Genomic DNA, 12,543 nt, shown 5'->3' on the forward strand with positions numbered 1-12,543 from the left:
ACTATAGACACAAGCTGATTAATATAAGTCCAGCGATTGCAGGGATATTAGTACCAATCGCTTCCAAACCGATCACATTTATAAAGTTAGTAAAAGGATGATTAACATGATCAGGCAATTGATTCGCGATTTCCTTAAAGAAGAAGATGGGCTGGCTGCTGTTGAGTATGCGGTTTTGGCTGGGGCAGTTATTGCGGGAGTTTCAGCACTTTTCTCCGCTACAGGAGTAGACTTTGCTGCAATTGGAAAGACTCTGAAAGGAAAGATTGACACAGCATTTTCCCCTATGCCCTGGCCATTGCCACCGGCGTTATTCTGCAATTTTCCACCATGGATATTGCCCTTGAGCATCTGCCCGACGGTGCCCTGACCAGGCTTACAGAAATAAACGGTAAGATGGCCCTGAATGCACTGTTGCCGTGGGATATTATTATGTCCGCACGGTTAACCGATGCCGGTACTGGTGGTTTGCTGGCCACCCGGGTATAGCCGGGCATGCGGGCGGTGAGCGTTCGGGTAAACGATGTCAGTGGTGTTGCCGGTTTTGTACTGCCCGGCGACCGGGTGGATGTGCTGTCTATCCAGACTGCCCGCAGCGGTGGCACCAATAATACGGACAACTCCGAAATTCTTCTTTCAGATGTGGTAGTGCTGGCAGTAGACCAGCAGGCAATCAACGACAGTGGTCGCCCTCAGGTGGTGCGCTCGGTGACCCTGGAAGTCTCACCACGGGACAGCGAATCCCTGGTGCTGGCCAGCAGCCGTGGCAGCCTGCAACTTTCTTTGCGCAATCCGGAAGAATCTTTGTATCCGGAGGTAGAAGATAACCGGCTGCAGATTATCCGGGGCACCTCCCGGGAGCTGACCCGACTGAAAGGCCAGTCTGTCAGCCCGGGTGCTTCCGGGCAACCGGCCTCTCTGGCTTCCAGCAACTGATCAGGGGTAGTGTTTACGATGTTATGTTCACCGAATCGAATTATTCTCAAGAAGCTGGCCAGAGGGTTTTTCAGAAAGTGCATCAAAGGCTGCGCTCTCGGCAGTCTCTCACTGTGTCTGTTATCAACCGTTACTAAAAACCTACGATAATCAGGATTATCTGGGTTTATCTACATCGTCAACGCCACCGCTTACCGGAGTAAGTCTTACGCAGCTCTTCTGTAGGGATTAACGTCGGGCTGTAACATGTCCCGACGGGGTCACCTAGACGAGGTCGCCTAGGAGGCTGACCGAGAATAGCGCCCGTAGCGAGGATGGCAGAAACAAGGTAGTAGCAACCGTTGAATAAGGCAATAAAAAAGCAGATTAACCAAGATAATCATAGATTACTCGACACTGTTATTAGCCCCACTGATACCCGAGCGTACTTTTGCGGCCAGCGCCATTGATATTTCACGGGGCAGTCATCATCAGCATCAGGTGGCTATTAATCAGTCACGGCTGATCAATCTTGCGGGCAAGCCGGGCCGGATTTCGGTGGGGAATCCCGATATTGCCGACCTGCTGGTACTGGACAGTGGTCAGGTATACGTGGTTGCCAAAGCCCTGGGACAAACCAATATTCACGCCTGGGACAACAAGGACCAACTGCTGGCCAATCTCAATATTGAAGTGACCCACGACCTGAATCTGCTGAAGCGTAAACTGTATCGCCTGCTGCCCGGAGAAACCATTGAAGTGCGCAGCAGTGGCCGGGATATTGTGCTTTCCGGTGAAGTATCCGACGCCATCGTTCAGGATTCCGCTATTCGTCTGGCTCAGAGTTTTGCTGCCGGAACTGACGACGATGCCAGTGTCATCAGTTTGATGAGCATTGGCGGTGCCCGCCAGGTGATGCTGGAAGTTCAGTCGGCAACCGATAACCCGCAGAAACGAATAGCCCATGCCGGTGCGGAAGGCGAGTACGGTCATGACCTGGGAGGTGATTACTAATGATCCACAGTAAACGTTCCATACTTCTTCTCACCCTGGTATCAGTGGCATTAACCGGTTGCGTGATGAAAGAACGGCATCACTTTACCGATGAGACCTATAACGCAGCGAAAGCCAACGCTCTGGACACCATGCGGGCAATGGGCGGCAATACGGAATCTTTGAATATCGATATCTCTGACCCGGAGGGAGTAAGCACCGATTTGAGCGGGCGTTTTGCCGTCAGTATTTCAGAAACAGTTTCCCCGATTTTGCTGGGTCTGGCGGGTGTTGGAGATACCACATTAACAGCGACGGCTGTCGCCGGTCCGGCACCGGAACATGCCTACAGCGTTGCGCCAATTATGGCCTGTACCAATAATTTGGGTGATCCCGGGCCAGCAGATACTAACGACCCGAAAATTTACCATTTTCTGGAGTCATTCCTGGATGATACCAACCTGAACAATGTTATTGGTTTCCGGATGTTTATTGATACAACCGGGTTTGATGAACAATTACTCAACACCCCACTACTATACGAGATTACGTCGGTCATGCTTGGCAGTGGTGAAAATGTCCTCATGTATGAGGATACTCCCACTCGTGTGGTCGATGAGTTTGGTTATGGTTCCTTTACATTGCGCCCGGGAACCCTCCTAAATACCCGGCTGGGCATCAACACCTTTGGAAATGATGCGTTCAGCGCCGATATCAACTCAAAATTTGCTACCAGGAATAAAGAAGCCTGTACTGGCTCGGCCTGCTCAGTATTGAATCGTTATTCTGCCCGGTACAGACCCAGAGGAAACAGTGAAGGGCAAGTATATGAATTCCGGAGAAGGTGGCCCTCTCAAGTAGAGCAGGCTTCGAACTATCCCTAAATTTATTCCGACTATCTGAATGACCTGAACAATGGCACAGGCTCTTGTGGTGCCAGCCGATGTGAGACCAACCGCCGTGTCTTGAAAATGCCCGTTGCTCCAACCTGCGGTGTAAATGACCTTTCCAGAAAGCAGTTTGCCTGTTTTTTTATGTTGGAGCCCGCCAGAGTCTTTCTGGATGATGTGGATGAAGAATCCGGGCTGTTTAATATTGATCTGGCCTATCTGGATGTGGATGGCAGCGTCATTGCCTCCCCAGCTAACTGTGCTGCCTATGATTCCATCCGTTTTGTCAGGGCTCAACTCGCGCAGGGGAGTGGCGGCTATTCATTTGAATTTGTCACTCCGGTCAATCTGATGGGGTTCCCCAAAACCATGGCCATGCCCCCTTTCCAGGTTATTCTGCCCAGGGAGAGCCTGGGTTGGACAAACAGTGGTACGCCGTGCAGTAGCTGATAAGAACAATACCCATAATAAAGTCAGAAGGCAGATGTCAGTGAGTTTATCTATGAAAAATACCAAACCAGCCAGCCGTGAACCCCTCTATCCTGAACAAAAGCAGGAACAACTGGAAGTACTGTTGACGGGTGATTCAGAGCAGTCCCTGGATTGGTTGAATGCCATTCTGGCACCAGTAGTGGAGATTAATAGCCAACGCCTGTTACTGCAGAGTGAAGACACATTCACACAGCTACTCCAGCAACAACAACCGGTTGACGTGATCATTCACCGACTGGGCCAGCAACCGGAGCAACAACTCAATGCCCTGTCATCGCTGCTTCCGGTAATAAACAACACCGCCGGAAAAACGACGCTGATCGTTATCGGCCCTGCCGATCAACCATTGCTGATGAGAGCCGCCATGCGGGCCGGAGCCAGTGATTATCTGCCAGAGCCATTCAGCAACCAGGAACTGCTTTCTCTTCTGGAAACCCTTTTTAAACATCGGCAGGCCAACTCAAGCATCAGGCATGCAAGGGTAACTGCCGCGCTTTCTGCCTCCGGTGGTGCCGGTGCCACCTTTCTGGCCTGTAACCTGGCCCATATCAAGGCAACCAGTCACCAGAAAAACCTGTTGCTGGACCTCAATTTCAGAATGGGCTCGGTGCTGCAGTTTATGGATCTGTACAGCGATTATGGCCTTGAAGATGTGCTGACTGAACTGCCTTCCCTGGATCAAACGGCACTGGCCGGTTATCTGGCCAGACACGAGAGTGGGCTTGAGGTGCTGGCCATGAAGCAGCCAGACCTGATGGCGTATTCTGACCCGGATACCGACCAGCTGGCCAGGCTGCTGAAACTGCTGAAACAGGGACGGGACGATGTGGTGATTGACCTGCCTATGTTTCCCACCAATATCAGTACCTTTATCCAGGATCAGGCCGACGATATCTGCCTGGTTATTCAGCAGGATATGCTTTCCCTTCGCAATGCCCTGCACTGGCTGGACTTGTCGGAAAGTGAACTTGGGCTCTCCCGGAATCAATTCACTATCGTCGCCAGTGATCAAAGAGACCAGCGAAGAAGATAGCCTTCAGGCCCGTCGCCTCAGGGAGTTGCAGAATCACTGGCAACAACGGGTGCATGAAGAGTTACTGGAACGTCTTGATCTGCCCCGCCTGAGCAAGCTCCCCCATGACCAGGCCCGTCGACAGATAGAGGAAACAGGACAACAGGTGGATGCCCGATTGCCCGATGGTTCAAGGGTAAACGCGATTATTCCGCCATTGGCACTGGATGGCCCGTCCCTCTCCATCCGCCGTGCCACCGTTGACCGGATGAGCCTTCTGCACCTGGCGGAACTGGGTGCCATGGCACCACAAATGGCCCGAACCCTGGAGGCCATGGTCAGGATGCGCTTGAATATCCTGGTCTCCGGTGGCACCGGCACCGGGAAAACCACACTGCTTAATGCCCTCTCTGGCTGCATTCCTGAAGATGACCGCATCATCACCATAGAAGACTCTGCCGAACTGCAACTGCAGCAACCCCATGTGGTCCGCCTGGAAACCCGTCCTGCCAATCTGGAAGGCAAAGGGGAAATTAATCAGCGGGAGCTGGTCAAAAACAGTTTGCGGATGCGACCGGATCGTATTGTGGTCGGCGAGGTTCGGGGAGCCGAGGCCCTGGATATGCTCACGGCCATGAACACCGGGCACGATGGCTCCCTGACGACGATTCATGCCAATACGCCCAGGGATGCACTGCAACGCCTGGATAATATGGTACAGATGACGGGCCTGGCATTTTCCCAACAATCCCTCCGGCAGCAGATCGCTTCTGCCATTGACCTGGTTGTGCAGCTGGAACGCATGGAAGACGGTAAACGTCGTATTGTGAGTATTCAGGAAGTGAACGGAATGGAGCAGGATATCATTACCATGACCGAGATTTTCCGCTTCCAGCGCCGCGGCCATGACGAGTCCGGTCAGGTTACCGGTGTTTACAAGGCCACCGGTCTGGTGCCTGAACTCTATCACCGTCTGGCACTGTACGGTATTGAACTGTCCAGGGATGTCTTTGATACCGAATGGCAGTATGGCCCATCAGGTGAGCTGGGAGTTGCTCCATGAATCCACAACTGATATTTGCCCTGCTGGTATTTATTGCTGTGTTTGCCTTGCTCAGTCCACTGACTGTTCCCCTGGTTGGTGAAAAACGTGAAGTCCGCCGTCGTTTAAAGAGCCGGATGCACCGCCTTGAACTGGCAGACCATACACCAACGCTGCAGCGTATTCTGCGGGAAAAATACCTCAGAAATCTGCAACCCTGGGAACGTCGACTGGAAGAGCTTCCCCTGATGGAGCGTCTGAGCCTGTATATCGAGCAATCTGGCCGGGAAATGCTGCACACAGACTGGTCGCTACCGGGTTGCTGGCGGGGATCACGGCCGGTTTTAGTCTCTGGTTTTTTACGGGTTCCCCAGCGTTCTCTCTGATGGCCTTTGTGGTGGGCACTGCATTGCCATTTGTCCAGGTCATCATGGATCGGAAAAAACGCCTGGATCGTATTGAGGAACAACTTCCGGATGCCATAGAAACCATGGTCAATGCCCTGCGGGCCGGACACCCCTTTATTGAAACCGTTCGTATTGTGTCGGAAGAACAGGCCAACCCACTGGCAGGCGAGTTCGCCCTGACCTTTGCCGATATCAACTACGGCAATGATATGCGTCGAGCGTTGCTTGCCATGTTGCAGCGGGTACCTTCCGTGGCCATGATGATGCTGGTGGTGTCAATACTGGTGCAGCGGGATACCGGTGGCAATATAACTGAGGTGCTGGGCAGGATTAATCAGCAGATGCGGGAACGCTTTCGTTTTCAGCGCCGGGTCAGAACCCTCAGTGCTGAAGGACGGATAGGTGCCTGGGTCCTGAGTCTGATGCCATTTGGCATGTTTGGTTTGCTGTATATCATTAATCCCGGTTACCTGACGCCTCTGCTGGCAACGGAAAGTGGTAATCAACTGTTGATGACTGCTCTGGCCATGATCGTTATGGGCGTTCTCTGGATTCGACAGCTACTGAAAGTTCGTATGTAGCGAAATATGTGGGAGTGGTTATGGAAAACCTGTTAACCGAATTACAGACTGCCCTTGGGGATATGCAGGCAGGCCGACTGGTGCTTTTAACACTGATCTCCCTGTCCGTCGCGACACTGTTGATGGGCGTGTACACCTTTGCAACCGGTATGACCGATCCGGTTCGCCGTCGTTTGAAACAAATCTCCGATATCGAAAGCCGAACCGCACCGGTCGGGGTGGATATGTTTCAGGCTCTGCGTCCGATACAGGCCTACATTCTGCCAAAAGATAACTGGGAGCGCAGTCGGGTACAGGCCCGTCTGGTTCAGGCTGGCTGGCGTGCAGACAGTGCCTTGTGGGTATTCTACGGGTTAAAAGTGATACTGGCCGCCGGTTTGCCCATTGTCGTATTGTCGGTGTGCGCCCTGGTGGTAGAGAAAATGTCTTTCCAGCTCTGGCTGTTTGCCTTTTCGGGCAGTGCCTGGCTGGGCATGATGCTACCCAACCGGATACTCACTGGCTTGATTCAACGGCGGCAGCAGCGGATACGCCTGGCCATTCCGGATGCGTTGGAACTACTGGTGGTTTCCCTGGAAGCAGGGCTTGGTCTGCGCAGTGCTATACAACGTCTGTCTGATGATCTCTACATCAGCCATCCGGAACTGGCCAATGAGCTGGAACTGGTCAATGCGGCCATGCGTGCGGGTGTTCCGTCCGATAAGGCGCTGCAAGATATGGGCATGCGCATCCGGTTGAAAGAGGTGGATGGCCTGATCAGCACACTGAGTGACAGTATCCGCTATGGATCCAGTATTGCCGATACTCTCAGAACATTTTCGGAAGATTTCCGGGACCGGCGGATTAAGTCTGCGGAAGAGCTGGCAGCCAAAATTGGCACCAAAATGATCTTTCCCCTGATTCTGTTTCTGCTGCCCGCCTTTTTCCTGGTGGCGGTTGGGCCGACAATCATGCAGCTGATCGAATCATTCAGCCAGTTTTAACCGACACCCTACCAATAGAAGATATGCATCGGGAAGTTACCATGCCGTTATCCATACCCGCTTTACTGCAACGCTGCTTACCAACCGAAAAATACGGTTACCCATTACTGATATCTACTCTGTTATTGGCTGGCTGTCAGGGACTGCCGCAAAAGACATCGACGGACTCCGTTGCTGCAACAGCTCAGACGCCAGAACTTTATCAGGGTACATTGACAGCAGAGATGCTGGGTATTGAACAGAGCCTGACCATGGAGCAGGCTCTAATGAAGGGGGATATTGCCTGGTCCGGGGGAGAAACAGATCGGGCAGCGGCCTACTATGTCAGAACCATTGAGCTGGCAAACAATGCAATAAAGGCTGAATTACAGGATGCACTCAACCCCGGAATGGAGAATGCGGAAATAAAAGAGACAGATAACGCCAGGGATCAGGGTTATCTGGCCTGCCTGAAACTGGCAGGACTTTACCAGCAGACCGGACAGCAAGCACTGGCAGAGCGTATTTACCAACAGATAGTGAACGATCATCCCTATCCTGTTGCGGCATTGGAAGCTCTGGGGCTTATCAGGCTGCAAGGCAGGCAAAATGAGCAGGCAGAGACACTGCTCAACAGGGCGGTGTCACTTTGGCGACAGCAGTCTGAAAATATTGGTGAGCATTCTGAACGTAATGCGATGACTGGCTATCAGCCAATACGATCACTCAATGGTCTTTGCGTTCTTGCTGATCTGAGCAAAGATTACCAGCAGGCAGAACGCTTTTATCGGGAGGCACTGACCCTCACCCCTAATGATCCAACCCTGCTTAATAACCTGGGCAAGGTGCAGCAGGTGAATGAGTCTTTATCAAGTCCAGCGGACAACCTGAACCCTCATCAGTAGGCTGCCTTCAGGAAAGGTCTCAAAAAAAAGAGCTCACAAGAGCTCTTTCAGAAGTAGAGGGTTGATCAACCCGATCAATGGGTTCCGGCATTCTGCATAAGTAAGATCGCTTCCTGCTTCTGTTCATCACTGCCCTGCTCCATAACTTCCTGCAGGATTGCCGAGGCCCCTTCGCTGTCTCCCATATCCATATAAGCCCTGGCCAGATCAAGCTTGGTGGCAACCTCATCGCCATCGGAGAGGAAGTCCAGGTCATCATCCAGAGAAGCTTCAAGGCTGGAACCACCTTCATCGGAGAAAGCGGCCTGACTATCCCGGGCAAGCACATCGTCTGACTCAACACCAAAATCAAGGTCATCCAGATCATCAAGCCCACTGGTCTCAAACTGTTCAGCGGCTTCAGGCTCTTCATCCAGATCAAAATCATCCAGGTCAAAGTCCAGGTCATCCAGAGAGTCTAATCCCTGCTCATCACCATCCAGCCCAAGGCCATCCAGATCAAGGTCTGGCATCCCGGCGATTTCGTCCGGTGCTGAAACACCTTCAAATGCGTCAGGGAATCGGGCCTTGAACTCCTCCGCTGCACGCATGGCAGCCGGATCGCCGGTTGCCTCCAGATCGGCTAAGGCCTGGTTGAACTTTTCAAGATCGCCACTTTCTGAATGAACCTCAAGAAGCTTCAGCTTAAGGTCAGATCTTCCCGGTTCATTGAAGATTGCCTGAGTCAATAGTTCCTCAGCCTGATCCAGGCGACCATAGGCAATATAAATATCGGCTTCACTGAGCGGGTCTTCGGTCTGCCCAGCGGTTTCCCCATCAGCGTCTACTTCATTAATGATCGAATCATCGATGGCCAGCGCTTCATCAAACTTAAGCTCATCCTCTGCGCTGGGAGAGGCTGTTGGCTTTGGGGAGGCATCAATCGGTACCTCCTTATTCAAATTGACAGGTTGAATGTCAACATCTTCGTCGTCCAGCGCTTCCTGCTGTTTCCTGCGCCGCTGATAAAAGAGCCAGCCAGCGCCTCCCAATGGTATCAAAGCCAGCAGGAGCATGATCAGAGGGTTGCCAAAGAGCGTAGACATCATGCCCGGGGATGCTGTCTCTGCCTGGCGCTGGGTGGGTAACGACCGGGACTGGTTTTGCAAGGCCGCCATCTGATCGTCTTTTAAGGCAACCAGACGCTTCAGGGTAGCAATCTGATCATCCAGATCTTTCAACCGGCTCTTGAGCTCGGCATTCTCCCGGCTCAGCTTATCAAGCTGTTCACGGGTCATGGCCAGCTCGGTCTGCAACACGGCATTGCCACCGGCGGCATCGCCACCGAGATCCTGCCCACGACCGCTGGCGGCATCACCGGAAACGATGGCCAGCTGACCATCCAGAGACTTGCGGGAATCCGAGACGACGGATGACGTTCGCCTGGTAGCATCCAGTTGCGCAACCTGGCTGCGCCCCCGCCACTCACGATTCTGCCTGGATACATCGGCAACGGCTTCACGGACCGTCAGACTGGTCATCTCATTACGACCCGGAATCCGCAGGACCTGCCCGCTCTTGAGGCGATTAATATTGTTATCAATAAATGCCTGTGGGTTGCCACGCTGAATCGCCAGCATGGTTTGCTGTACCGACACTTCGGAGTCGGGGCGCACTTTCTCAGCGATTTCCCAGAGGCTGTCATTTCTGTTCACCCGGTAAGTCCCGGGTGCGCTGCTGCTCAAATCTGAAGAGACATCATCGCGACGGGAAGAGACCCGCTGGACCGGTTGCCGCTGAATGGAGTCACGATATTCAACAGTTTCCTGTGACGGCGCATAGTTGCGGTTTATCCGGTTACCATTGGCCCTGGGCGGCTGGTCCCACACAGGGTTAGACCCATAATGGGGCGGAATGGATGGCTTGACAACAGGGGCTGACGTTTGACCATTGAAGGCCGGAGGATCAAGAAGAAGCGTATATTCCTTCAACAGGCGACCACTTGGCCAGTGCACCTCCACCAGGAAATTTAGATAAGGCTCATGGACCGGGCTGTCACTGGTAACCTTGATCAAACCTTTGCCATCAGGGCCAACTTTGGTGGTAAACCGCAGATTATTCAAAATGAAAGGACGTTCAACACCGGCCCGCTCAAAGTCTGTTTTGCTGGCCAGGTTAGAGAGGATCTCGTTGCGAGTGAGATCATTGACCTGCATTAACTCTATCTCAGCCACCAGGGGCTGATTCAAAGCTGAATACAGCTTAACCTCCCCCAGACCCAGCGCATGGGAATTCATTGCAGCGATTCCCCCTGCCAGCGCTGACATCACTACGACAAGTTTTTGCAGTTTCATCATGAATCCTTGTTTTATGCGTAGACTGTTTGAGCCCCTTCTGCCTTCAGCTGTAGAGAAAGCAGCCCCCCTTTCTCGATACAGCGAGGAACCCCAAGCAGTTAAACTAAGTTATCACTTAGCAAAGTCTTTGATCAATAACCCAATCAATTCAACAGCATGAACAGCACTTCTCTTGAAGCTATCGGCCACCATCCAGAAACTCAAGTCGGTTGCATAATCTGATTGCTGCCGGAGTTTGCCAATATGCAGCTGATCGCTTCCCGCAGCGTCTTCAAGGGTAGGCATGCCAGGGCCATCAGCCGCTACTATTTCAGGGAGTTCTGATAGTAAAGACTGTATTTCCTGAAAATCAACCGGTTGGACAGTATCCAGATCAACAACATAACTGTCACCGAAAAATACCGGGGCTGTGATGCAGGTCACACGGATGTCCAACTCCTCTCCCAAAGCCACCAGCAGCTCATTGCGCATATCGGCTTCATTGCCGATTTTCTCACCCTCTCCGGCATCAACTTCCGGAATCAGGTTGTAGGCCAGGCGAGCGGAAAAATCACCCTGCTCTGTCGGCTTGCCATTCAGCAGCTCAATGGTTTGCTTACGCAGGGCATCGACACCCTTTTTACCAAGGGCCGCCACCGGCTGCATAACCACCAGATTGATACGGCTGAGAGTAAACCGTTGGTGCAGCTTTTGCAGCAGAGGGAGTAAGCAGGCAACAGCAGATCCGGGTACGGCAAAGTAACGGTTATCTATCGCCTCTTCGATAAAATGCCTGTTCAAGTCAACCATCACCGGCACGGTATAGCCCTGGGATGCAGCCCCCTTTGCCGCATCAATAATAACACAGCCACTCTCAACTGCCCGGGTCATCAATTGGGCATTTCGCTGACACCCGGCGGGCATCACCAGAAAATCAGTGGCGGAAAAGTCGGCTTCATCAGCGGGAATAAATTCCAGCGTTTCACCATGAAACTCTACGGAACCTGAAGCCTGTGCAGACTCCACAAGCGGATAAAGGCTCATTACCGGTAGCGGCTTACCATCAAACAGTGATTCTTCCAGTTGCCGAACCAGAGTTTCACCAGCCAGTGTGTCGGCAGCGTAAATAGCAATATTGTATGTTCGGTTCATGGATAAAAGGCCCCGCAAGCCAGAGAAAGTATGGGCATCGTTGACCTTGTGTCAGCCAGCACCACATAAATGATAAAAAACCATCGACTTTATACAGGGCGTTGATATCAGGCAAGCAGTTTCAGGCCGTTCCCCTGGAAAGTTTGAAATGTCCCCGGGCGGTTGTTCGATCTGGCCCTTCATTGCATATACTCCTGCACTGCCTTCATAGAGTGTTGTCCTATTCGCATAAAGGTGCCTACAGCATGGGCAATGGGTTGATCACGGTGTTCCTGGTAGGCAACACCGCGGGTAAAGACCATGGAACGGGTTATATCCGACCTTCACCACCCCTTGGTAACATTTTGATTTTAAACGATTAAAAATCGTGCCAACCATATATTCGAATAGAATATATGCTTCAAAATCAAATGATTACGTTATTTTGGTGGTGAAAGTGGGTTATATGATAAGCCTCGGCAAATGCCCGGACCGGCTTACCGGGCTGAGCGGTGGTCATATGGTCAATACGCAGATCCAGTGTCGGGCAGGCTTCCAGCTGCTCCATACGGGTGTACACGGAAATGCCGCAACAGGAGTCCATCAGGGTGGTAATGGCACCAGAGTGAATAACGCCGGTTTCCGGGTTCCCTATCAGTCGGTTGTCGTAGGGCATTTCCAGCTCAATGCCGTTACGATCCGATTTGACCAATGACATATTCAAATGCAGGCAGTAGGGAATAACTTTGACAAAGTTGCTGGCAAAGTCTGTTAGCTGTTGTTCCGTTAACATAATTCATTTTTTCTGATTATTTGTTATTTATACATAGGCAGTAAGACACGAAGTAACGGGAATGCTTCATGTCTTTTAGTACATGGTTTCAATGAGTTTGATGGG

Annotated in this window: 14 protein-coding genes; 11 read left to right on the top strand and 3 right to left on the bottom strand. The window is 52.1% G+C overall.

What is annotated here, in order from left to right:
- Window positions 1–330: 330 nt before the first annotated feature.
- The 11 genes from ACO6VE_RS03070 (at window position 331) to ACO6VE_RS03120 (ending at window position 8,199) form a co-directional block, all read left to right on the top strand.
- Complete coding sequence (locus tag ACO6VE_RS03070) at window positions 331–489, top strand: hypothetical protein (RefSeq protein ID WP_422445683.1); 159 nt, start codon at window positions 331–333, stop codon at window positions 487–489.
- Window positions 490–495: 6 nt separating this feature from the next.
- Window positions 496–936, top strand: a complete 441-nt coding sequence (cpaB, locus tag ACO6VE_RS03075; RefSeq protein WP_422445685.1) for a Flp pilus assembly protein CpaB — start codon at window positions 496–498, stop codon at window positions 934–936.
- Between the two features lie 480 nt (window positions 937–1,416).
- Entirely contained in the window at window positions 1,417–1,929 is a 513-nt protein-coding gene (locus ACO6VE_RS03080; protein WP_422445687.1) for a pilus assembly protein N-terminal domain-containing protein, read from the top strand.
- Complete coding sequence (locus ACO6VE_RS03085) at window positions 1,929–2,792, top strand: hypothetical protein (RefSeq protein ID WP_422459629.1); 864 nt, start codon at window positions 1,929–1,931, stop codon at window positions 2,790–2,792. The genes ACO6VE_RS03080 and ACO6VE_RS03085 overlap by 1 nt, the downstream gene beginning before the upstream one ends.
- 87 nt (window positions 2,793–2,879) lie before the next feature.
- On the top strand, window positions 2,880–3,248 hold the full coding sequence (locus tag ACO6VE_RS03090) for a hypothetical protein (protein WP_422459631.1): 369 nt from the start codon (window positions 2,880–2,882) through the stop codon (window positions 3,246–3,248).
- Window positions 3,249–3,300: 52 nt separating this feature from the next.
- Entirely contained in the window at window positions 3,301–4,323 is a 1,023-nt protein-coding gene (locus ACO6VE_RS03095; protein WP_422445691.1) for an AAA family ATPase, read from the top strand.
- The gene (locus ACO6VE_RS03100; protein ID WP_422445693.1) at window positions 4,253–5,365 is read left to right on the top strand and encodes a CpaF family protein; all 1,113 of its coding nucleotides are present in this window, start codon (window positions 4,253–4,255) and stop codon (window positions 5,363–5,365) included. Before ACO6VE_RS03095 ends, ACO6VE_RS03100 begins: the two co-directional genes overlap by 71 nt.
- Window positions 5,362–5,730, top strand: coding sequence for a hypothetical protein (locus ACO6VE_RS03105; protein WP_422459633.1), 369 nt, complete (start codon window positions 5,362–5,364; stop codon window positions 5,728–5,730). Before ACO6VE_RS03100 ends, ACO6VE_RS03105 begins: the two co-directional genes overlap by 4 nt.
- Entirely contained in the window at window positions 5,730–6,332 is a 603-nt protein-coding gene (locus ACO6VE_RS03110; RefSeq protein WP_422459635.1) for a type II secretion system F family protein, read from the top strand. Before ACO6VE_RS03105 ends, ACO6VE_RS03110 begins: the two co-directional genes overlap by 1 nt.
- A 20-nt stretch (window positions 6,333–6,352) precedes the next feature.
- Window positions 6,353–7,315: a type II secretion system F family protein gene (locus ACO6VE_RS03115; protein ID WP_422445697.1), complete on the top strand. Its 963-nt coding sequence runs from the start codon at window positions 6,353–6,355 to the stop codon at window positions 7,313–7,315.
- 41 nt (window positions 7,316–7,356) lie between these two features.
- On the top strand, window positions 7,357–8,199 hold the full coding sequence (locus ACO6VE_RS03120; RefSeq protein WP_422459637.1) for a hypothetical protein: 843 nt from the start codon (window positions 7,357–7,359) through the stop codon (window positions 8,197–8,199).
- A gap of 74 nt (window positions 8,200–8,273) precedes the next feature.
- Here ACO6VE_RS03120 and ACO6VE_RS03125 read toward each other — a convergent pair whose 3' ends face one another.
- From ACO6VE_RS03125 to ACO6VE_RS03135, 3 genes are all read right to left on the bottom strand, one after another.
- Complete coding sequence (locus ACO6VE_RS03125) at window positions 8,274–10,535, bottom strand: FimV/HubP family polar landmark protein (protein ID WP_422459639.1); 2,262 nt, start codon at window positions 10,533–10,535, stop codon at window positions 8,274–8,276.
- Between the two features lie 111 nt (window positions 10,536–10,646).
- A complete protein-coding gene (locus tag ACO6VE_RS03130) occupies window positions 10,647–11,666 on the bottom strand; it encodes an Asd/ArgC dimerization domain-containing protein (RefSeq protein ID WP_422445703.1) in 1,020 nt (339 codons plus the stop codon).
- 406 nt (window positions 11,667–12,072) lie between these two features.
- Window positions 12,073–12,438 (bottom strand): PaaI family thioesterase, encoded by a 366-nt coding sequence (locus ACO6VE_RS03135; RefSeq protein WP_422459641.1) that lies wholly within the window; start codon window positions 12,436–12,438, stop codon window positions 12,073–12,075.
- Window positions 12,439–12,543: the final 105 nt, after the last annotated feature.

The organism is Endozoicomonas sp. ALB115 (assembly GCF_049310245.1).
Classification (GTDB): Bacteria; Pseudomonadota; Gammaproteobacteria; order Pseudomonadales; family Endozoicomonadaceae; genus Endozoicomonas.

Excerpts from the sequence above, each read along its gene's own strand:
- ACO6VE_RS03070 (WP_422445683.1), top strand. The coding sequence starts at position 331 with ATGGATATTGCCCTTGAGCATCTGCCCGACGGTGCCCTGACCAGGCTT.
- cpaB (WP_422445685.1), top strand. The coding sequence starts at position 496 with ATGCGGGCGGTGAGCGTTCGGGTAAACGATGTCAGTGGTGTTGCCGGT.
- ACO6VE_RS03085 (WP_422459629.1), top strand. The coding sequence starts at position 1,929 with ATGATCCACAGTAAACGTTCCATACTTCTTCTCACCCTGGTATCAGTG.
- ACO6VE_RS03090 (WP_422459631.1), top strand. The coding sequence starts at position 2,880 with ATGCCCGTTGCTCCAACCTGCGGTGTAAATGACCTTTCCAGAAAGCAG.
- ACO6VE_RS03095 (WP_422445691.1), top strand. The coding sequence starts at position 3,301 with ATGAAAAATACCAAACCAGCCAGCCGTGAACCCCTCTATCCTGAACAA.
- ACO6VE_RS03105 (WP_422459633.1), top strand. The coding sequence starts at position 5,362 with ATGAATCCACAACTGATATTTGCCCTGCTGGTATTTATTGCTGTGTTT.
- ACO6VE_RS03110 (WP_422459635.1), top strand. The coding sequence starts at position 5,730 with ATGGCCTTTGTGGTGGGCACTGCATTGCCATTTGTCCAGGTCATCATG.
- ACO6VE_RS03115 (WP_422445697.1), top strand. The coding sequence starts at position 6,353 with ATGGAAAACCTGTTAACCGAATTACAGACTGCCCTTGGGGATATGCAG.
- ACO6VE_RS03120 (WP_422459637.1), top strand. The coding sequence starts at position 7,357 with ATGCCGTTATCCATACCCGCTTTACTGCAACGCTGCTTACCAACCGAA.
- ACO6VE_RS03125 (WP_422459639.1), bottom strand. The coding sequence starts at position 10,535 with ATGATGAAACTGCAAAAACTTGTCGTAGTGATGTCAGCGCTGGCAGGG.
- ACO6VE_RS03130 (WP_422445703.1), bottom strand. The coding sequence starts at position 11,666 with ATGAACCGAACATACAATATTGCTATTTACGCTGCCGACACACTGGCT.
- ACO6VE_RS03135 (WP_422459641.1), bottom strand. The coding sequence starts at position 12,438 with ATGTTAACGGAACAACAGCTAACAGACTTTGCCAGCAACTTTGTCAAA.